Annotated in this window: 20 protein-coding genes and 2 tRNA genes; 16 read left to right on the top strand and 6 right to left on the bottom strand. The window is 66.8% G+C overall.

Annotated elements, in window-relative coordinates; genetic code table 11:
* Nucleotides 1-133: 133 nt before the first annotated feature.
* The 14 genes from EDD41_RS03460 (at nt 134) to EDD41_RS03400 (ending at nt 13,702) form a co-directional block, all read left to right on the top strand.
* Nucleotides 134-3,043 carry an Rne/Rng family ribonuclease gene (locus tag EDD41_RS03460; RefSeq protein WP_123574970.1) on the top strand — a complete coding sequence of 970 codons (2,910 nt, stop codon included), beginning with the start codon at nt 134-136 and terminating at the stop codon, nt 3,041-3,043.
* A 236-nt stretch (nt 3,044-3,279) separates the two neighbouring features.
* Nucleotides 3,280-3,588: a 50S ribosomal protein L21 gene (gene rplU, locus EDD41_RS03455; RefSeq protein ID WP_179110583.1), complete on the top strand. Its 309-nt coding sequence runs from the start codon at nt 3,280-3,282 to the stop codon at nt 3,586-3,588.
* Nucleotides 3,589-3,597: 9 nt separating this feature from the next.
* Nucleotides 3,598-3,864: a 50S ribosomal protein L27 gene (gene rpmA, locus EDD41_RS03450; protein WP_094763782.1), complete on the top strand. Its 267-nt coding sequence runs from the start codon at nt 3,598-3,600 to the stop codon at nt 3,862-3,864.
* A gap of 116 nt (nt 3,865-3,980) precedes the next feature.
* The gene (locus tag EDD41_RS03445; protein ID WP_148060460.1) at nt 3,981-5,495 is read left to right on the top strand and encodes a hypothetical protein; all 1,515 of its coding nucleotides are present in this window, start codon (nt 3,981-3,983) and stop codon (nt 5,493-5,495) included.
* Between the two features lie 109 nt (nt 5,496-5,604).
* Nucleotides 5,605-7,170, top strand: coding sequence for a hypothetical protein (locus EDD41_RS03440; RefSeq protein ID WP_123574968.1), 1,566 nt, complete (start codon nt 5,605-5,607; stop codon nt 7,168-7,170).
* Between the two features lie 134 nt (nt 7,171-7,304).
* Nucleotides 7,305-8,894 (top strand): GTPase ObgE, encoded by a 1,590-nt coding sequence (obgE, locus tag EDD41_RS03435; protein ID WP_123574967.1) that lies wholly within the window; start codon nt 7,305-7,307, stop codon nt 8,892-8,894.
* Between the two features lie 2 nt (nt 8,895-8,896).
* The gene (gene proB / locus EDD41_RS03430) at nt 8,897-10,015 is read left to right on the top strand and encodes a glutamate 5-kinase (protein ID WP_123574966.1); all 1,119 of its coding nucleotides are present in this window, start codon (nt 8,897-8,899) and stop codon (nt 10,013-10,015) included.
* Between the two features lie 70 nt (nt 10,016-10,085).
* Nucleotides 10,086-11,336, top strand: a complete 1,251-nt coding sequence (locus tag EDD41_RS03425; RefSeq protein ID WP_094763777.1) for a glutamate-5-semialdehyde dehydrogenase — start codon at nt 10,086-10,088, stop codon at nt 11,334-11,336.
* Between the two features lie 18 nt (nt 11,337-11,354).
* Nucleotides 11,355-11,477 (top strand): hypothetical protein, encoded by a 123-nt coding sequence (locus EDD41_RS17745; protein ID WP_256762636.1) that lies wholly within the window; start codon nt 11,355-11,357, stop codon nt 11,475-11,477.
* A gap of 22 nt (nt 11,478-11,499) precedes the next feature.
* Nucleotides 11,500-12,279 carry a nicotinate-nucleotide adenylyltransferase gene (gene nadD, locus EDD41_RS03420; protein WP_245995715.1) on the top strand — a complete coding sequence of 260 codons (780 nt, stop codon included), beginning with the start codon at nt 11,500-11,502 and terminating at the stop codon, nt 12,277-12,279.
* Nucleotides 12,276-12,671, top strand: a complete 396-nt coding sequence (gene rsfS, locus EDD41_RS03415; protein ID WP_123574965.1) for a ribosome silencing factor — start codon at nt 12,276-12,278, stop codon at nt 12,669-12,671. Before nadD ends, rsfS begins: the two co-directional genes overlap by 4 nt.
* 4 nt (nt 12,672-12,675) lie before the next feature.
* Complete coding sequence (locus tag EDD41_RS03410) at nt 12,676-13,320, top strand: histidine phosphatase family protein (RefSeq protein ID WP_123574964.1); 645 nt, start codon at nt 12,676-12,678, stop codon at nt 13,318-13,320.
* Nucleotides 13,321-13,412: 92 nt separating this feature from the next.
* A tRNA-Ala gene (locus tag EDD41_RS03405) sits at nt 13,413-13,488 on the top strand.
* 138 nt (nt 13,489-13,626) lie between these two features.
* A tRNA-Ala gene (locus EDD41_RS03400) sits at nt 13,627-13,702 on the top strand.
* Nucleotides 13,703-13,780: 78 nt separating this feature from the next.
* Here the strand turns inward: EDD41_RS03400 and EDD41_RS03395 are convergent.
* The 6 genes from EDD41_RS03395 to EDD41_RS03370 all read right to left on the bottom strand — a co-directional run bounded on the left by EDD41_RS03395 (nt 13,781) and on the right by EDD41_RS03370 (nt 18,193).
* The gene (locus EDD41_RS03395) at nt 13,781-14,221 is read right to left on the bottom strand and encodes an isoaspartyl peptidase/L-asparaginase (protein ID WP_123574963.1); all 441 of its coding nucleotides are present in this window, start codon (nt 14,219-14,221) and stop codon (nt 13,781-13,783) included.
* On the bottom strand, nt 14,206-14,376 hold the full coding sequence (locus EDD41_RS17740) for an isoaspartyl peptidase/L-asparaginase (RefSeq protein ID WP_211336569.1): 171 nt from the start codon (nt 14,374-14,376) through the stop codon (nt 14,206-14,208). Before EDD41_RS17740 ends, EDD41_RS03395 begins: the two co-directional genes overlap by 16 nt.
* Before the next feature lie 345 nt (nt 14,377-14,721).
* A complete protein-coding gene (locus tag EDD41_RS03385) occupies nt 14,722-15,372 on the bottom strand; it encodes a GntR family transcriptional regulator (RefSeq protein WP_170165225.1) in 651 nt (216 codons plus the stop codon).
* 139 nt (nt 15,373-15,511) lie between these two features.
* Nucleotides 15,512-16,507 (bottom strand): transketolase family protein, encoded by a 996-nt coding sequence (locus EDD41_RS03380; protein ID WP_123574960.1) that lies wholly within the window; start codon nt 16,505-16,507, stop codon nt 15,512-15,514.
* Nucleotides 16,504-17,388, bottom strand: a complete 885-nt coding sequence (locus EDD41_RS03375) for a transketolase (RefSeq protein WP_123574959.1) — start codon at nt 17,386-17,388, stop codon at nt 16,504-16,506. The genes EDD41_RS03380 and EDD41_RS03375 overlap by 4 nt, the downstream gene beginning before the upstream one ends.
* A 28-nt stretch (nt 17,389-17,416) precedes the next feature.
* On the bottom strand, nt 17,417-18,193 hold the full coding sequence (locus EDD41_RS03370) for an SDR family NAD(P)-dependent oxidoreductase (RefSeq protein ID WP_123574958.1): 777 nt from the start codon (nt 18,191-18,193) through the stop codon (nt 17,417-17,419).
* A 198-nt stretch (nt 18,194-18,391) separates the two neighbouring features.
* On the opposite strand from EDD41_RS03370, the gene EDD41_RS03365 reads away from it, so the two are divergent.
* Complete coding sequence (locus EDD41_RS03365) at nt 18,392-19,936, top strand: GntP family permease (RefSeq protein ID WP_123574957.1); 1,545 nt, start codon at nt 18,392-18,394, stop codon at nt 19,934-19,936.
* Nucleotides 19,937-20,049: 113 nt separating this feature from the next.
* Nucleotides 20,050-20,406 (top strand): hypothetical protein, encoded by a 357-nt coding sequence (locus EDD41_RS03360; RefSeq protein ID WP_094763771.1) that lies wholly within the window; start codon nt 20,050-20,052, stop codon nt 20,404-20,406.
* Nucleotides 20,407-20,409: the final 3 nt, after the last annotated feature.

The raw sequence follows: 20,409 nt of genomic DNA, 5'->3' as shown, positions 1-20,409 counted from the left end.
AGCACTGCCAACCGCGACGACGTCTTCGACCGCGGGGTGGTGCCGGCCGGTCCGACATCCGCCAGCTTTTCGGTCGCAGCTCATCAAGGCTGCGATCGATCTACCGCACCCGCAGGGTGCCGAGGAGCACGTCATGCTCGATGTTTTTTCCGTTGATCCTGACCAGCCGAATGACTCGGCAGCAGAACAGGTAAGCACCCCCGTCACACCGCCCAGGCGTCGCCGAGCTGCCTCCCGCCCGGCCGGACCCCCCAAGGAGGTCCAGGTGAGCGAGGCCGAGGTGCCCATCACCCAGGCCGCTGGTACTGCGAGCGTCGTGGTTGCCCAGAACACGCCGTCCGAGGAGCCCGAGAAGCCCAAGCGTCGCCGCGCGACCCGCAAGGCCGGCGCCGTGGCCACCAAGGTGGCCCAGACCCCGTCATCCAGCCCGGAGACGGTGGAGATGCCCGCCGAGGCGAACACACCGGCCGAGCCTGCCATGGCTGAGCCCACCAACGCGGTTGCTGAGCCCGCCACGTCGGCCGAGCCCGTCGAAGCCCGGCCCACTCGCCGTCGCACCCGCAAGACGGCTCCCAAGGTCGAGGCCGTCGAGGCGCCGGGCGAGCCGTCCGTCGAGACCACCGAGCCGGCCGCAGCACCCGCCGACATGCAGTCGACCGTTTCCCAGACGCAGGAGGCGGCTGCTCCGGCCGAGCCTGCCGAGACGAGGCCCACGCGTCGTCGCCGTAGCCGCAAGAGCGTCGAGGCGCCGGCGGAGAATGCTCCTGCCGACGTCGATGAGGCCCTGGCTGCCGTGACCGCTGCAGTCGGTGAGCGTCCGCGCCGCGGCCGGCGGGTCGCGAAGTCCGTGGCCAACCCCTTCGTCAGCCCGCAGCTGCCCGTCGACGAGAACGGTGAGGTGGACGCGCAGGCTGTCCTGGACTCCCTGGCAGCCAGCATCGCTGCCGGCGACCAGGCCCCCGTCGTGCCGGATGCGCCCGTTGCGGAGCAGGTCGCCGTCGATCCCGAGGACATCGAGCCAGAGCACGTCGAGGCAGAGGACATCGAGGCAGAGGACATCGAGGCAGAGGACATCGAGGCAGAGGACGTCGAGTCGGAGTCTGACCAGGACGTAGAGGACGTCGAGGAGACCGAGGCCGCCACTGCAGACGAGGAGTCGTCCGAGCAGGATGGCGACGAGGATTCCGATGACGAGTCGTCCGAGGACAACTCCGACGACTCGGCCAGCGATGAGGAGGAGGGCGGCTCGCGCCGCCGTCGCCGCCGTCGCGGGGGTCGTCGTCGCCGTCGTGGGCAGGACCAGTCCGAGGATGCCCAGGACCAGGACTCCGACGAGTCGGGAGACCAGAACGCATCCGAGTCGGATGACGACCGGGACTCCGAGGACCAGGACAATGGGAACCAGTCCAAGGGGGAGGAGAGCGACGAGCAGGGCTCCGAGTCCGGCCGTCGTCGTCGCCGTCGCCGCCGCCGCCGCGGGGAGGATGCCGGCGCGGCCGAGGATGATCCCAGCGAGGTCGTGGTGCGCGTGCGCGAACCTCGTCGGATCCGCACCGCCGCACAGGCCAATGACGAAGTCACCGGCATCGACGGCTCCACCCGCATGGAGGCCAAGAAGCAGCGCCGCCGCGAAGGCCGGGCCGCCGGGCGCCGTCGTACCCCGATCCTGAGCGAGGCCGAGTTCCTGGCGCGTCGCGAGGCCGTGGACCGCCGCATGGTGATCCGTCAGAATGACGAGTACACGCAGTTGGCCGTTCTGGAGGACGACATCCTCGTGGAGCACTATGTCGACCGCGCCAGCTCCAGCTCCCTGATCGGCAACATCTACCTGGGTCGTGTGCAGAACGTGCTGCCCAGCATGGAGGCCGCCTTCATCGACATCGGCCGCGGCCGCAATGCGGTGCTCTACGCCGGTGAGATCGACTGGGACCAGTACGGGGCCGCTGGTGAGCACAAGAAGGTCGAGCAGGTCCTCAAGAGCGGCCAGACGGTGCTGGTGCAGGTGAGCAAGGATCCGGTGGGCGCCAAGGGTGCACGCCTGACCAGCCACATCTCGCTGCCAGGTCGCTACGTCGTCTACTCGCCCGGCGGTCACCTGTCCGGCATCAGCCGCAAGCTGGCCGACGCCGAGCGACACCGTCTGAAGGACATCCTGGGCGACCTGATCGACGACAAGTCCTCGGTGATCGTCCGGACTGCCGCCGAGGGCGCCAGCGAGGACGAGCTGGTGCGCGACGTGAACCGGCTGAAGGCGCAGTGGGAGATCATCGAGAAGAAGTCGAAGAGTTCCAGCGCCCCGGCCCAGCTCTACGCGGAGCCGGACCTGACCGTTCGCATCGTGCGTGACCTGTTCACCGAGGACTTCAGTGAGCTAGTCGTGTCCGGCAATGGTGGCCCCGAGGACGCCTATGAGGCGATCAACGGCTACGTCACCCACGTCGCCCCTCATCTGGCCGAGCGTCTGACCAAGTGGGACACGGCCGAGCAGGGTGACCCCTTCGCCAAGCACAAGATCGACGAGCAGATCGCCAAGGCCCTGGAGCGCAAGGTCTTCCTGCCCAGCGGTGGTTCGCTGGTCATCGACCGCACTGAGGCCATGACGGTGATCGACGTCAACACCGGGAAGTTCACCGGCACCGGCGGCAACCTGGAGGCCACGGTCACGAGCAACAACCTGGAGGCGGCCGAGGAGGTCGTGCGCCAGCTGCGGCTGCGTGACATCGGGGGCATCATCGTCATCGACTTCATCGACATGGTCCTGCCGAGCAACCGTGAGCTGCTTCTGCGGCGCCTGGTGGAATGCCTGGGCCGCGACCGTACCCGCCACCAGGTGGCGGAGGTGACCAGTCTTGGCCTGGTGCAGATGACGCGCAAGAAGATCGGCACCGGTCTGGCCGAGGCCTTCACCGAGGAGTGCAGCTACTGTGGGGGCCGGGGCTACGCCCGGCACGACCACCCGGTGGAGACCCAGGCTCCGGCCGACGGTGGTGACCGTCATCACGGCGGTGGCGGCCGTCGCGGACGCCGCAGCAACAACCACTGATCTTCCCCTCGACAGGCTCGGGGATCGTTGTCCGAGCCTCGTGACACGTTGTCCGAGCCTGTCGAGGACCCGCCAGTTTGACCCAGTCCCAAGGAATTGGGTAGAGTTGGCGGTCGGTCCGGGTTGTGGGCGTGATGCTTCGTTTGCATCGCAGTCGAGCACCCGCCGCAAGACTTTCAGCTGGCCAGGCGCCAGCTGGATTTTTCCTCACGACATCGAACGAGAGTAGGTCAGGCGTGTACGCGATCGTGCGCAGTGGCGGCCGCCAGCACAAGGTTGCCGTTGGCGACGTTGTCGAGATCGACAAGGGATCGGCCAAGGCAGGGGACAGCGTCGAGCTGTCTCCCATCCTGCTGGTCGACGGCGAGTCCGTCACCTCTGACAAGGGCGCCCTTGAGAAGGCCTCGGTTTCGGCCGAGGTGCTGGGAGAGACCAAGGGTCCGAAGATCCGCATCATGAAGTACAAGAACAAGACCGGTTACAAGAAGCGCCAGGGGCACCGTCAGAAGTACACCCAGGTGAAGATCACCGGCATCAAGGCCTGAGGAGCTGACATGGCACACAAGAAGGGCGCATCTTCGTCCAAGAATGGTCGCGACTCGAACGCGCAGCGCCTCGGCGTGAAGCGTTTCGGTGGCGAGCTCGTCAATGCTGGTGAGATCATCGTTCGCCAGCGCGGAACCCACTTCCACCCGGGCAATGGCGTCGGTCGCGGTGGCGACGACACCCTGTTCGCCCTGGTCGAGGGCAATGTCGAGTTCGGCACCCGTCGTGGTCGCCGCGTCGTCAACATCCAGCCGGTCGAGGCCGCTGCGGTCTGACGCACACTGGTCTGAGCAAGACTCTTCACGAGGGCAGTCCCGTCCGGGGCTGCCCTCGTGGCATGTCCACGTAGAGTGGGGGCGCACCATTCCAACCGCGAAGAACGGGGACCGCGTTGACCGAGCGCACCACACCGTCGTCCGGCGCCACAGCCGCACCCCAGCCAAGGCGTCGTGGCCGACGCCCGCTCGTGGTTGGTGCGTCCCTGACCGCGGCGTCCCTGGCCGGCGGACTGATCGTCGTGGACCCGATGGGCCTGCGTGGCAAGGGGCCCGAGTCGGCCGCCGAGGTACTGCCGGCCTCGACGAGCGCGGTGGTGGAGTTCGACGTCGAGCCCGACCTGCTGCAGGTGGCCGAGCTGGCCACCTTCGCCGGCAAGGTGAAGCCCCTGCAGCAGTGGGCGCCCCCCGGCGACGGCGGGGACCTCCGGGAGAAGTTGTGGAAGTCCGTGGCTGGCCCCTGCGCAGGCGTCGACTACGCGACGAAGGTCAAGCCGTGGCTGGGTCGCAAGGTCGCCGTCGCGACGGTCGACGGGTCCGACGCACGGGTCTGGACCGTGCAGGTGCGCGACGAACAGGCCGCACGTGGGGGAGTGGCGGAGCTCGCGTCCTGCGGACTCGTCCCCGACGGGGTGGCGGTGCGCGACGATTTCCTCGTGCTGGCACAGGACGACGCCACCGCGCTGCGGCTGGTCGACGAGGGGCGGCAGGAGCCGTTGGCGCAGCGGGCGGAGTACGCGGAGGACACGCGTCGCACTGCCCAGTCCGGGCTGGTGAAGTTCTGGACCACCAAGCAACAGCTCGTCGCGCTGTCCCGCACGTCGCAGGCCGACGCGCTCACCCGCCGCCTGGGTTCCGTGGCTCCCCGCCTCGTCGAGGAGGGCCGCGCTGCCGATTGGCGCAGTGGAGCCGGCGTGCTGCGCTTCAGCGGCGGTGTCCCCGAGGTGAAGCTCGTCGTGAAGTCCAACCAGCCGCACAAGGCCAGCACCACCGAGATGGGCCTTGCGAGCCTCCCGCATGACAGCGTGCTGGGCTTCGGCATCAGCGACGGTGACGAGGTGCTCCGGCACTCCTGGCCGCAGGTTCAGCATGTGCTCGCCCGGTTGGGCGTCGACGTGCCTCAGCTGGCGAAGCGTCACCACCTCGAGGCGCCCGGAGACGTGGAGACGGTGCTCGGCAAGGACTTCAAGGTCTCCTTCTCGCCAGCCGAGCGGCCGGTCGAGCGGGTGCAGGAACTCCCGATGCAGCTGCAGAGCATCGGCCGCAGCCGCAAGTCCCCGGACGCCGTCGAGTCGATCGTGCAGAAGTCCGGGGTGCAGGAGCAGGGCTGGCAGCCCGCTCGTCGCAGGCGGACCCTGGCCCTGTCAAAGGACCCCCAGCGCTCGGCCATGGTGCTGCGGACGAAGAAGAGGCTCACCCAGGACGAGACCTTCCGCAGTGCCTATCCCAAGCCGGAACAGGCCCAGGTGGGCGTCTATGCCAATCTGCAGGCCCTGGGCCCCATCGCGGTCAACGCTGCACCACCGACGCTGAAGCCGTGGGTGGAGGCGCTGGGAGCCGTCGGTGCCAATGCGCACAACGAGGACGCCAACTACAGCGTGATGCGCGTCGCCGTCACCCCGCGCGGCTGAGGACCTTCCAGAAGCTGCGGAACCGCTGTGTGTGTCGGTGCGTCACAGCTTGCGTGACCCATTCCACGCCTAGGGTCGCGTCCAGATGTGACATCAGAGAGGACTTCCCATGACCGAGCAGCGCCCCGACGGCTATCTTTCCCCTCAGTCCCCGCCCGAGAGCGCCACTGCGGCGCCTGGCCAGATCGAACAGGGTCCCCAGAAGAAGACCGGTACCGGTGTCAAGGCCGCCATTGCCGGCCTGGCCGTGCTGGCGCTGGGCGGTGGCCTTGCCATCGCCGATCCGCTGGACATGCGCAAGGACAATGCCTCGGCCAAGGGGGCAGCGGCCGTGCTGCCCGCCGACGTGCTCGGCTTCTCCGAGGTCAACTTCAACCCGGAACTCTCGCAGAAGGCGGAGATGGTGCGCTTCGCGATGAAGTTCCCCGGCCTGAAGTCCAAGATCAACCTCACCGAGGACGGCGACCTGAAGCAGGAGCTGTGGCAGTCCATGTCCAAGGACAGCACCTGCCTGAAGGGCGTGAACTACGACGCGGACATCAAGTCCTGGCTGGGTGATCGGATGGGCGTCGCAGTTCGTCCGGGTGCCAAGACTCCGGTCATTGCCATCGAGGCCACTGATGAGGCCAAGGCACGCGCCGGCTACGAGAAGCTGAACGCCTGTGACAAGGGCAATGACAAGCTGATGGGGCTGGCATACAGCGACGGCTACCTGGTGGCGGCCAAGACCCAGGCCGATGCGGACAAGGCCATCGTCGATGCGAAGGCCGGTGCCCTGAAGGACCGGGCGGAGTTCAAGGAGGACTTCGAGAAGCTGGGCACGCAGGGCATCTTGTCGCTGTGGGGCAGCAAGGAGGGTCTGGTTGAGATCAGCAAGCAGTCGTCGGTGGATGATGAGCTGGCGAGCAAGAGCCCGGCCTCCGCCGACGTGCAGAAGCAGATCGAGGAGACGCCGCTGCGCTCCGCCGCGGCGACCCTGCGCTTCAGCGATGGCAACCCCGAGTTCCTGCTGATGGCCAAGTCCACCAAGGACATCTCCGCCGAAGGCACCACCGCCGTGGGCAACCTGCCCGGGGACACCGCCGTGGCCATCGGCATCGCCGACGGTGCAAACCAGCTGGACAAGAACTGGGACCAGGTGAAGAAGAGCATCGAGGACCAGGGCACCCAGGTGTCCGACATCGAGAGTCGGCTGAAGCTGAAGCTGCCCGATGATCTGAAGACCCTGCTCGGCAAGGACCTGCGGATGAGCGTCGGCAAGTTCGATCCGGATGCCGTGCAGGGGCCGGCCGACCTGCCGATCGCGATCGCCATGGACACCGAGAAGGCCAAGGTGGAGGACATCGTGACCCGCACCGGTCTGGGTGCCCAGGGGCTCCAGGTCAGCGGCGAGGACACCGCCCCTGTGGTCGGGATCAGCACTGACTGGGCCAACCAGGTCAGCCAGCCCAGCAGCAAGCTGTCCGACGATGCCGCGTTCAAGGCCGCCGTCGCCAGCCCTGACAAGGCCCAGTCGGTGGTCTACTTCAACCTGGACGCCTTCAAGGACGCGATCACGAAGAACATGTCCTCCTCCGAGATGGAGAATGTGGAGCCGCTGCAGGCAGTGGGCGTGAGCTCCCGCATCGAGGCCGACAACTACTCGGCAGTGCAGATGCGCGTCACTGCCAAGTGACCTGAAGACTGCACCCACGATGGGGCGCCTCCTCACGGGGGCGCCTCGTTGCCATGGGCGGTAGACTTGCCCGGCTGGACCGTGTGCCTCGCGGCACCGCCGGCACCCCTGACTCCTGCAAGAGAGACGTATCCATGGCCATTCCCTCTTTCGTCGACCGCGTGACGCTGACCGTCATCGCCGGAAACGGCGGCCACGGCTGTTCCTCCGTGCATCGCGAGAAGTTCAAGCCACTCGGCGGGCCCGACGGTGGCAACGGCGGCGACGGCGGCTCGATCATCCTGCGCGTGGACCCGCAGGTCACCACCCTCGTCGAATACCACCGCCAGAGTGTGCGCAAGGCCGGAAATGGCGAGCCGGGCGTGGGGGACCACAAGAACGGTTCCCGTGGTGAGGACAATGTGCTCGGGGTGCCGGAGGGCACGATCGTCACCGATGCGGAGACCGGCGAGCTGCTCGCGGACCTGACCGGTGACAATGTCGAGGCCGTGGTGTCCGCCGGCGGGCGTGGTGGGCTGGGCAATGCTGCGCTGGCGTCGACCTCCCGCAAGGCTCCCGGCTTCGCCCTGCTCGGCGAGCCGGGCGAAGAACGCAAGATCATGCTCGAGCTCAAGGTCGTGGCCGATGTCGGCCTGGTGGGCTTCCCGAGCGCCGGCAAGAGTTCGCTCATTGCCGCCATCAGCCGTGCCCGGCCCAAGATCGCCGACTACCCGTTCACCACCCTGGTCCCGAACCTGGGCGTCGTCGTGGCCGGCGACGTCACCTACACAGTGGCCGACGTGCCGGGCCTGATCGAGGGCGCCAGCATGGGCAAGGGCCTCGGTTTCGACTTCCTGCGCCACATCGAGCGGTGCCAGGCGATCGTGCACGTCGTCGACTGCGCGACCTTCGAGCCCGGCCGGGACCCGCTGACGGACCTCGACATCATCGAGGCCGAGCTTGCGGCCCACGGAGGGCTCGAAGACCGCCCGCGGATGGTGGCCCTGAACAAGGTGGACATCCCCGACGCGGCCCAGATCGCGGAGATGGTCAAGGCCGACGTCGAGGCGCGGGGATACAAGACCTTCGTGATCTCCACGAAGTCCGGCGAGGGGCTCAATGGGCTCACCTTTGCCATGGCAGACTTGGTGGAGCAGCGTCGTGCGCTGCTGCCGCCGCCCGCGCCGAAGAAGATCGTGATCCGGCCGCAGGCCGTCGCCGAGAAGGATCCCTTCACCATCAAGAAGATGGGCGACGGGGAGGGCGGCTTCGTCTGGCGTGTGCGCGGCGAGAAGCCCGAACGCTGGGTGCGCCAGACCGACTTCAACAATGGCGAGGCCGTTGGCTACCTCGCCGACCGCCTGAACCGGTTGGGCATCGAGGACAAGCTGCTGGAGATCGGCGCCCGCACTGGCGATGCCGTTGCCATCGGCGGCGGGGATGATCCCGTGGTCTTCGACTTCGCTCCGCAGGTGGAGACCGGCGCCGAGCTGCTCAGCCGCCGCGGCGAGGACCAGCGCTTCGACCAGGAGCGCCCGGCTGTGGCCCGCCGTCGCGAGAAGGACGCCGAGTACCAGGAGGCACGTGGCGGCATGCACCGCGACGCCTGGCGCGCCGTCAATGCCGCCACCGACGGCTACTACGACGGTGGCGACTTCGACGGCGCCGACGACAACGGCTTCGAACAGGACTACGCCGCGACGGGAGAGCCGATCACCGACGATCACGAGGATGAGGGCCGCTGACCATGCGTGACGCGCTGCGCCAGGCCAACCGCATCGTGGTCAAGGTCGGCTCGTCGTCATTGACGACGGCCGAGGGAGGTATCGACCCGGCGCGCATGCAACGTCTGGTGGATGCCATCGTCGACGTCCGGGCGCACGGCACCCAGGTGGTGTTGATCAGCTCCGGTGCCATCGCGGCCGGCCTTTCGCCCCTGGGCTTCGCGAGCCGCCCGAAGGACCTTGCGAGCCAGCAGGCCGCCGCCAGCGTGGGACAGGGCCTGTTGGTGCAGGAGTATGCGGAGCGCTTCGGGCAGCACGGGCTTCGGGTGGGGCAGCTGCTGCTCACCGTCGATGACGTGACGCGACGCACCAGTTACCGCAATGCCCTGCGGACGCTCGGCAAGCTGCTCACCCTGCAGGCAGTGCCCATCGTGAACGAGAACGACACCGTGGCAACCCACGAGATCCGCTTTGGTGACAACGACCGGTTGGCTGCCCTGGTGGCCCAGATGGTGCGCGCCGATGCCCTGATCCTGCTCAGCGACGTCGACGGGCTCTACACCGCCCATCCCGATGACCCGGGCTCCCAGCGGATCGTGCAGGTCAGCGACATCGACATGCTCCAGGTGGACACCCACAAGGCGGGAACGTCCATCGGGTCGGGTGGGATGACCACCAAGCTGCAGGCCGCCCACATTGCCACCAGCGCGGGCATCCCGGTGGTGCTCGCCCGGGCGGACCAGGCGCTGGATGCGATGACGGGCAAGGATGTCGGGACCGTCTTCGCGCCCACCGGCAAGCGGCGTCCCCGACGGCTGTTGTGGATGGCCCACGCCACCCACGCCCGTGGGCGCCTGGTGGTGGACGAGGGAGCAGTGCGTGCCGTCGTCGAGCGGAAGGCCTCGCTGTTGGCCGCCGGCATCACAGAGGTCGAGGGCGACTTCGTCGCGGGCGATCCGGTGGACGTGGTGGCACCGTCCGGCAAGGTGGTTGCGCGCGGCCTGGTCGGTTTCAGCTCGGAGGAGCTGCCCACGATGCTGGGCCGCAATTCCCATGAGTTGGCGGAGCACCTGGGCCAACAGTACGAGCGCGAGGTGGTGCACCGCGACGCCCTGGCGGTCCTGGTGCGCCGGCTGCGCTGAGTCTCCTTCACCCGGTTCGAAGATCGGGATCGCGGAGCTGCTGTCATCCGGGACGTCTACGATGGCCGCCATGAGCCAGACACCCTTCATTGCCCAGGCTACGGCTGCCCGCACCGCTGCGCGCGAGCTGGCCACCTTGCCACGTGGCCGCAAGGATGCCGCTCTCCATGCGATGGCTGATGCGCTCGCCAGCGCGGCGGGCGACGTGCTGGCGGCCAACGCCGTCGACGTCGAGACGGCGCGTGCGGAAGGCACCTCCCAGGCGATGATCGACCGGCTCTGCCTGGACACGCCGCGGGTCGACGGCATGGTCCAGGGGCTGCGTGACCTGGCCGGTCTAGCAGATCCCGTCGGCGATGTGGTCAGGGGATTCACCACCGCCGCAGGTGTGCGGATCAGCCAGGTGCGAGTGCCCTTCGGTGTGGTCGGGATCATCTACGAGGCCCGTCCGAATGTCACCGCCGACGCGGCCGGAATCTGCCTCAAGAGTGGTAATGCCGCCCTGCTGCGGGGATCCTCGTCGGCCGTGAACTCGAACCGCGCCGTGGTCAAGGCCCTGCGTTCGGGGCTGGAGGAGCAGGGCCTCAACCCGGATGCCGTCTGCCTCGTCGAAGGGGATCGCACGGTCACCCAGGAGATGATGACGGCACGCGGACTGGTGGACGTGCTGATCCCGAGAGGAGGCGCCGGGCTGATCAACGCCGTGGTCACCGGGGCCAGCGTGCCGGTGATCGAGACGGGAACCGGGAACTGCCACCTCTTCGTGGACCGGTCAGCGGACCAGGAGATGGCCCTGCAGATCATGCTCAATGCCAAGACCCAGCGGCCCAGCGTGTGCAATGCGCTGGAGACGCTGCTGGTCCACCGCGAGATCGCGGAGGACTTCGTGCCGAAGGCCATGGCGGCACTGGGCGAGGCGGGCGTGACGGTGCACGGTGACGAGTCGATCCAGGGCCTCGACGGACGGATCGTGCCCGCAACGCCCACGGAATTCGACGCCGAGTACCTGTCCCTGGACCTCGCGGCACGCGTCGTGGAGGGCCTAGAGGAGGCACTGGAACACATCCGCACACACACCTCGGGGCATTCCGAGACCATCATCACGAATGACCTGGTGACGGCGAACCGGTTCACTGCCGAGGTGGATGCCGCGGCCGTTCTGGTGAACGCATCCAGCCGCTTCGTGGATGGTGGGGAGTTCGGTTTCGGGGCCGAGATCGGCATCTCGACCCAGAAACTGCATGCTCGGGGTCCGATGGGACTGCTCGAGATGACCTCGACGAAGTACGTCGTCGTCGGTGTTGGCCAGATCCGAGGCTGATTCGGGTAGGCTGCCGCCATGTCTTTGGTGCTTCTCGAATCCGAAATCCCCACCTGGGTTGCAGGGGTCCTCATGCTGGCCACCATGCTGGGGGCCCTGGCCTTCGTCCTGAACTTCGGTGGCAACCGTCCGCACAGCTGAGAACCGGGTGACTTCCGAGGGAGTGCCAGCGGCGCTCGGTATTGTGCACCCCGACAACGCCGGACGCAATTGGCGTCTGGGCGTGATGGGTGGCACCTTCGACCCGATCCACCATGGCCACCTGGTGGCAGCCAGTGAGGTCGCGGCGCGCTTCGGTCTGGACGAGGTGGTCTTCGTGCCCACCGGTGTGCCGTGGCAGAAGGCGGGCCGCGAGGTCTCCATGCCCGAGGACCGCTATCTCATGACGGTCATCGCCACGGCCTCCAATCCACGGTTCAGCGTGTCCCGGGTGGACATCGACCGTCCGGGGGACACCTACACGGTGGACACGCTCAAGGACCTACGCCGGCTCCGCGGGGACAAGCTGGAGCTCTTCTTCATCACCGGTGCCGATGCCTTGGCGAAGATCCTCACCTGGCGTGGGGCCGAGGAGCTGTTCGACCTGGCGCACTTCATCGGTGTCAGTCGTCCCGGTGTGCCATTGGGCGAGGAGGACATCAAGCACCTCCCGTCGGACAAGGTGACCCTTCTGGAGGTGCCGGCCATGGCCATCTCCTCCACCGACTGTCGCACCCGGGTCCGCGAGGACCTGCCCATCTGGTACCTGGTTCCTGACGGCATCGTGCAGTACATCGCCAAGCGCGGCCTCTACGGGGGTGGCGCAGCGAGCGGCCCGAAGCAGGCTGTGGACATCAGCCTCAGCGCCGATGAGCTGGGTTCCCTCGCGGCCGCCCAGAATGCCCGCATGAACCACCAGGGTGGCAAGCCTGCCACCCCGACGACAACGAAAGACAACGCGTGAGCGCAACCGAGAACGCCATCACCATCGCCAAGCTGGCCGCCCAGGCGGCTGCCGACAAGCTGGGCACTGACATCGTCGCCTTCGATGTCAGCGAACACCTGGCCATCACCGACATCTTCCTGGTGGTCAGCGCCAGCAATGAACGCCAGGTGGGCGCCGTCGTCGACGGTGTGGAGGAGCAACTGCTCAAGCACCAGATCAAGCCCGTGCGGCGCGAAGGAGACCGCGAGAACCGCTGGGTGCTGCTGGACTACATCGACGTCGTGGTGCACGTGCAGCACACCGAAGAGCGCGAGCTGTACTCCCTGGAGCGGCTGTGGAAGGACTGCCCGCACATCGAACTCGACGTCAACTACGGCCGCCCGGACGAGGCGGACCAGAGCCAGGCCTGACGGCATGAGCAGCAGCATCATCCACTCGACAGCACCAGCCACTCGGCTGGTGCTGTTGCGTCACGGGCAGACGGACTGGAATGTCGCCGGGCGTTTCCAGGGGCAGCTGGACGTGGGGCTCAACGACGTCGGCCGAGCCCAGGCCGAAGCCGCGGCCACCGCGGTGCAGGCCCTCGCCCCCGACGTGGTCTACTCCTCCAACCTGTCCCGGGCCTTGGACACGGCCCGGCTGGTGACCCGCACAACCGGTCTGGAGGTCAATGCCGACGAGCGCCTGCAGGAGATCAACGTCGGGACCTGGGGCGGCCTCACGGGCACGGAAATGGCCGACCGCGAGCCGGGGTTCGCGGCCGCACTGCGCAATGGCACGGACTTCAGGCGCTCCCCGCAAGGGGAGACCGCTGACGAGGTCGGCACGCGGATGCGTCTCGCCCTCACCGACATCGTCGGCCGGCACGAAGGCAGAACCATTCTCGTGGTCTCGCACGGCCTGGCCATCCGGATGGCGTGCGGCTACTTGCTCGGCTGGGACTTCGCCCATACCTGGCAGCTCGGCCCGATGGGCAACTGCGGGTGGTCGGTCCTGGTCCGCACCGCCGAGCGACCGTGGCGCCTCGAGGCCTACAACCGCGTTGCCGACGTGGGCTGAGACGCGGAGCCCGATTTGCGTCGTCTCCATCCGCCGGGTAGAGTTCTACGAGTCGCAAAGAGCGGGTAACTGCTCAGAGGGGCACCCAATCTGGGGCTATGGCGCAGTTGGTAGCGCGCTTCCATGGCATGGAAGAGGCCAGGGGTTCGAATCCCCTTAGCTCCACCAGAGTGCGTTACCGTGGAATGCCACGGCGTCAGTGCCAGTCTCCTTGAGACTGGCACTTTTGGTGTTCCGGGACTGGCAACGCGCAATTTGCACTCAAAGTGACACTGGGGTAATTTCTTCACGTCGCTTCGGCGATGCGGGGCTATGGCGCAGTTGGTAGCGCGCTTCCATGGCATGGAAGAGGCCAGGGGTTCGAATCCCCTTAGCTCCACCAGAGTGTCTTCCGAAGGAAGACCGCTCAGTGCGGTGCCGGCCTCCTTGAGGCTGGCACTTTTGCGTGTCCGGCTGGGCGTCAGATCCAGGTGTCGACGTCGTGTCCCTCGGTGAAGGCGGCGAACATCATCGCGGAGTTGTGACACAGGAAGACCTGACGATTCCCGGTGACCGCGATCAGGCCGTCCGTCGAGCCACGCCTGTCGCATTCCGCGGCGAAGGTGTCCGTTGCTGCGGATGCGACGTCCTGGCCGCCGTAGGCCATCCGGGCGAAGACGTCGTGCGCCACGGCGCCCTGGATGAAGGCCTCGCCGTCGCCGGTGCAGGAGATGGCCACCACGCCATCCTTCGCCCAGGTTCCGGCGCCGATGATCGGGCTGTCTCCCACTCGTCCCTGGAGCTGCTTCGAGATGCCGCCCGTCGATGTGGCCGCCGCCAGCCGTCCCATGGCATCCGCTGCGACGCACCCGACGGTGCCGTGCTTGAGCGGGGCCTCCTCGGTGGTCAGGATGCGCTCCAACTGGCGACGCCTGGCATCACGAAGTACTCGGCGTCCATGAGCTCCACACCTGCCGCCGAGCCCAGGTCATCGGAGGGTCCCACGAAGAGCATGTGTGGTGTGGACTCCATCACGAGCCGCGCCACTCGAACCGGGTTCTTGGCGCGGGTGGTCACAGCCACAGCGCCGCCCCCGGCCGGCATTGAACAGGGGATTGTCCTCAAAGCTGACGCCCGCGCACACGGGCACGATGGCCGCTCCACCGGCGCGCAGGATCTCATCGCCCGCACGGTGCGCCGCGGCCCGGCAATCACGCAAGGCCTATTCCTGTTCCTGTGAGAGTTCAGAGATGCGGCCGTCGGCACCGCCGTGGACCACCAGGGTGTGACTGGCAGCGGAGGAGGGGACCAGATGTGTGCGAACCAGTGGCATGAGGGACGAGCTACCCGGGGACCCGGTCAGCTCAGGGCTCCAGGGCACCCACGTAGACCCCGTCCCGCAGGGGTACGATGGCCCATCGATCAGTCCTCGGCCTTGGCTCCCAGCTTCTCGGCGGCCGCCAACATGTGGCTGTTGAGCACCTTGCGCACCTGGAGGGCATCACCGGTGCGCAGGGCATCAATGATTGGCTGGTGATGGGCAACGGTCATCAGGGAGGCCGCTGTTTCGTCCGCCCAGGCCAGGGCCGCAATGCGCATCATGTCCTTGATGCCGGACCACATGTTCAACAGCATCGCATTGCCGGTGGATTCGACGAGGATCTGGTGGAAGGTCAGGTCGATCTCGAAGCGTTGCGCATAGGTCATCGACTCGGTCGTCTCGGGGAGCTGACGCTCCATGGCGTCGACCACGTCCTGGGCACTGGGAAGTTGCAGCAACAACTCCACGGCCTTGCCTTCCAGGGCATCGCGCACCTGGAAGAGTTCGTCGATGTCGCGTCGCGAGAGCCGACGTACGTACAGGCTGTTGCGCTCCCGGCCCTCGAGCAGCCCGCTGTTCTGCAGGGTGCGCAGCGCCTCGCGCACGGTGCCGCGGCTGACTCCGAACTGGGTGGACAGCTCCACCTCGGCCATCCGGGACCCCGGAGGGAAGGTTCCGTCCAGGATGCCTTCACGCAGACGGTCGAGCAGCTGTTCGCGCAGGGTGCTGCGGTTGAGGGCGGCCAGAGACACGAGGGTCCTTACGTTCGGGGATGACATGATTTTACACTCTTCAAGTGGGCTTGCCTCCCGTTGCGACTGCAGACGTGCAAGGGCGCGCGACGGAGGGGGCGGAACCATCCACCCCCTCCGGGCCACCGGCACTGCCGCCTCATCGTCCCTGCGGTTGTACCTCCACGTGGCCGCCGGCCGGGTCCAGGGCGAGCAGTTCGCGCGCGGTGGCCACGATGTTCGTGGCTGTGATCCCGTTCAGCTCCAGGAGCTCCTCGTAGGTGGCCGACTGGCCGAACTGGTCCTGCACCCCGATCCGGCGCACCATCGCTCCACCGTGCTCGGCGACGACCTCGCTCACGGCGCTGCCCAGACCGCCCATGATGGTGTGGTCCTCGACGGTGATCACCCGTCCGTGGCACTGCATGGAACGGCGCACCTCGTCCACGTCGAGTGGCTTGATGGTGTGCATGTCCACCACACGGGCCTGGACACCCTCGGTCGCCAACAGTTCGGCCGCCTCCAGGGCCAGTCGCACCGTGTCGCCATTGGCGATGATGGCAAGGTCCTCGCCCTCGCGCAGTACTTTTGCCTTGCCGATCTCGAACTCCTCGTCGGGACCGTAGATGGTGGGCATGGCGTCACGGGTGAAGCGCAGGAACATCGGCCCTTGCCATTCGGCGGCCTTGCGGGTCAGGGCTCGGGTGGCGTTGTAGTCGGCCGGCATCACGACGGTCATCCCCGGGAAGGTCCGCAGTACGCCCATGTCCTCGATGGCCTGGTGGCTGCCGCCGTCATTGCCCGGTGTCAGTCCGCCATGGCTGCACGCGATCTTCACGTTCAGCTTCGGGTAGCAGATGGACTGGCGAATCTGCTCGCCCATCCGCAGCGAGCCGAAGACCGCATAGGTGGCCACGAAGGGGATCTTGCCCGTGGTGGCGAGCCCGGCCGCCAGACCCGCCGCGTTCTGTTCGGCGATCCCGACATTGACATGCTGCTGGGGGAGTTGCTTGGCGAAGGAATCGGTCTTGCAGGACTTGGCGATGTCCACGTCGATCACGTAGATGTCCGGATTCTCCTTGCCCAGTGCCACGATCTCGTCGCCGAAGCCATTGCGGGTGGGCTTCTTGTTGTCGTTGTCGACGGTGTACGTCATCGGTCCGGCCCTTCCTCGATGTCCTCGATTGCTTCCTCGTACTGTTCGCGGTCCGGGGGAGTGTCCAGCTCGCGCAGCGCCTGGTTCCACTGCTCCTCATTGGGGGCCGTACCGTGCCAGGAAGCGACATCCTCCATGTAGGAGACTCCCTTGCCCTTGATGGTGTGCAGCACGATGCCCTTGGGACGTCCGTCCTTCCTGTCGCGGAGCTTGTCGAAGAGGTCCGCGATCGCCTGCATGTCGTGCCCGTCGACCTCATGGGCGTCGTAGCCGAAGGCCTCCAGCTTCTTCACGAAGTCCAGGTTGGGGCTGACCTCGTCGGTGTGACCATCGATCTGCAGGTTGTTCTGGTCGATGATGGCGAAGAAGTTGTCCAGCTGGTATGTGTGGGCGCACTGCAGCGCCTCCCAGACCTGACCCTCCTGGCATTCCCCGTCACCGAGCAGGCAGAAGACGCGGTAGTCCTTGCCGTCGCGCTTGCCGGCCAGGGCCATGCCGACGGCGGGGGAGATGCCCTGGCCCAGCGAGCCGGTGGAGATCTCGACGCCTGGGCACTTCTTGCTGTCCGGGTGGCCCTGGAACGGGGAGCCCATCTTGCGCAGGGTGTGGATGGTCTCCATCGGCACGAAGCCGGTCTGGGCGAGTGCCGAGTAGAGGATGGGCGCCACGTGGCCCTTGGAGAGTACGAATCGGTCCCGGTCCGGCCAGGCCGGTTCCTGCGGACGGTAGTCCATCTCCCGGAAGTACAGGTAGGAGACGAGGTCGGCCGCCGAGAGCGAACCACCCGGGTGGCCTGACTGTGCCTCGTAGACCATGGTCACCGCAGTCTTGCGGAGCTCCTTGGCGTGTTCCTTGAGCTGCTGGATGCTGGTGTTCTGCACTGTTCTCACCTTCTGTCGTGGTCGCCGCTCAGGCGATGTAGGTCCCGCCGTTGATGGAGTGGGTGCACCCGGTGATGTAGCCCGAGTCCTCACTGGACAGCCAGCACACGAGGGCCGCGATCTCCCAGGGCTGCGCCTGGCGCTTGAGCGGAACGGCCTCGGCGAGTGCCCTTTCGGTCTCGTCGGAGGACCCGATGCGGATCTCGGTGTCCACGACGCCGGGTGCGACGGCGTTGACGGTGATTCCGTACTGGGCGAGCTCGCGAGCCATGCCACGGGTCAGGCCCAGCACACCCGCCTTGGCTGCGGCATAGGAGGTCTTGCTGAAGACGCCGCCGCCGTGCTGGGCGGTGACCGACGACATGTTCACCACGCGGCCATAGCCGCCCTCGATCATCTGGGGGACCAGCGCCTGGCCCAGCAGGAAGCTGCCGGTCAGGTTCACCGCCAGCACGCGGTTCCACTCGTCCAGACCGATCTCCAGGAAGCCCTTGGGGGACGGAATGCCCGCGATGTTCGCGAGGGCGCCCACCGGCGGCAGTCCCGACTCCTTGATGGCCTGGGCCGCCTGTTCGACGGAGGCCGGATCGGCCACATTGGCCACGAAGGACTCCACCTGGGCGCCGGGCACCTCGTCCTTCACCGCCTGCGCCGCCGTGCGGACGCCGTCCTCGTTGATGTCGAGCATGGCAACTGCCCAACCCTCCCGCGCAAAGCGGAGGGCGGCGTTGTAGCCGATGCCCTTGAGAGATGAGGCCCCTGTGACGACCGCTGTTCGGGTGCCCACACCAGTTCCGTAGCCCATGACGACTCTTCCTCCTTGATGACGCCTCGTTGCTGTCATCTGCGTTGTTGAGTGTCAACAGTCAACCTCGGCAAAGTCAGTGGAGTCAAGGGGTCGGTGATGTGAATTACTGCACGGCGTCGACTGTTGACACTCAACTGTCGAGTTGGTTAGCGTCGCTTCATCGCGCCGGCTGATGGTGATGCTCCTTGGGGCCAGATGGTCCGTCGGGTGTCAGGGAAATCGGTTCGACACCAGGTCCAAGAACAATGTCGTTCATCGATCGGAGACACCGTGGATCTCGCAATTCTCATCCATCTCGCCATAGCCATCGTCGGCATCGTGGCACTCATTGTCGGGGGTAAGATCAACCCCGTCATCTCGCTGGTCGTCGGCGCCCTCTACCTGGGTGTCGCCGGCGGCCTCGGCCCCACCGACTCGGTGACGGCCGTCAGCAAGGGCTTCGGCAACCTGATGTTCGAGGTCGGCCTGATCATCGGCTTCGGCGTCATGATCGGCGCGGTCCTGTCCGCGAACGGGACCATGAAGCGGGTGGTGGACGGTCTGCTCAAGATGGGCGGCCCCAAGGCCTCCTCCTACATCCTGGGCCTGTCCTCGGGCATCATCTTCCCCGCCATCTACTTCGACGTCGCGCTGGTGATCATGGCCCCCATCGCCAAGGCCATTGCCGTGCGGAGCCGCAAGAACGTCGCACCGATCGCCGGTGCGCTGGCCATCGGCCTTGAGGTTGCCCTGCTCATGGTGATCCCCGGAGCCGCGGCGCTGGCCATGGCTGCCTCACTCAAGATCGACATGGGCACCATGCTGATCTGGGGCATCCCGTCGGGCATCTTCCTGATCGTCAGCAGCATCTTCGTGCACACCTTCGTCACTGACCGCACCTGGGAGCCGGAGAAGGACGAGCTGCCCGACGCCGGATACCCGCACGACGTGGAGGGTTCCCTGCAGACCTCCACGGTGCAGTCCCGGTTCGAGGCCGGCGAGACCATCGGCACGGACCTGCGTGCGGCCAGTGATGACCTGGAGAGCATCGACCTGGTGGCTGCCTCTCTGGTGGATGACGCGGCGGATGCGAGCAGCGACGCCAAGACGCTCAACCTGCCCATCGTGGTCGCCATGCTGCCGATCATCGTGCCGATCGTGCTGATCATCATCGACACGGCCTACCGGCTGATCGCGGGCAACTCCCCGGCCATCTTCAAGTTCCTGGGCAATCCCGTCGTCGCCCTGCTGATCGGGCTGGGCATCGGCATCATCGAGACGATCCCGCTGGTCACCCGCGACGGGGTGGAGGACATCATCACGCGTGGTGCCCAGACTTCTGGTTCCATCCTGCTGTTCACCGGCGTTGCCGGTTCGTTGGGGCAGGTGATCACCGAGGTGGGGATCGGCGACATGCTGGGCAAGCTCTTCGAGGCCAATGCCGGCATCCCGATCCTGCTGGCCTGGCTGGTTGCGGCCATCCTGCGCATCGCCCAGGGGTCGGGATCCGTGGCCGCCATGACCGGAGCCAGCATCCTGGCGCCCGTCGTCGCAGCCACCGGACTGCCTCCCGTCCTGATCCTGATGGCGGCTTCCTGCGGTGCTGCCTTCGGTGGCAACGTGACGGACAACACCTTCTGGATCTTCAAGCAGATGCTGGGCCTGACGACGCGTGGCGCCTTCCAGGTGTACACACTGGCCCAGTCCATCCTGGCCATCATCGGCCTTGCCTACTGCAGCCTCTTGGCCCTGGTCTTCTGATCCGGCAATCCTCCAAGTCAGCTGCGGCCGGCCCCTTCGGACGGGCCGGCCGCAGCACTACGTCATGGGCGAAATGCCTTGTCCCATGCGTGCGGATCGGTCAGGGTGGAGCCATGAGCACAAATGATCTTGAGAATGCCGAGACCATGCGGGATGACCTGGACCGTGACCTCGACGGGCTGGAGGATCTGCAGTCCTTGGAGGAGAGCGCCGACGCCAATCGGCCCTATGGCGAGGTGACGGCACAGGACCTGGGGACACAGGACCTCGTCGATGACGGGGCGGACCTGGCGCGCTCCTTGGACGACGATGACCAGATCTCGCACCGGACTGATGCCGTGGTTCCCCTGGACGAAGCGATCACGGTGGATGACATGCCGCACCGGGACTCGATCGAGGAGCGGATCCAGCAGGAGGTTCCCGACGAAGGAAGCGACATCGTGCCTCCGGACGCGGGGCGCCGCTTCTGAGCC

The organism is Luteococcus japonicus, from assembly GCF_003752415.1.
In the GTDB taxonomy this organism is placed as follows: domain Bacteria; phylum Actinomycetota; class Actinomycetes; order Propionibacteriales; family Propionibacteriaceae; genus Luteococcus; species Luteococcus japonicus.
The sequence above is the reverse complement of the archived record's forward strand: the minus strand, read 5'-3'. Positions and strand labels throughout refer to the sequence as shown.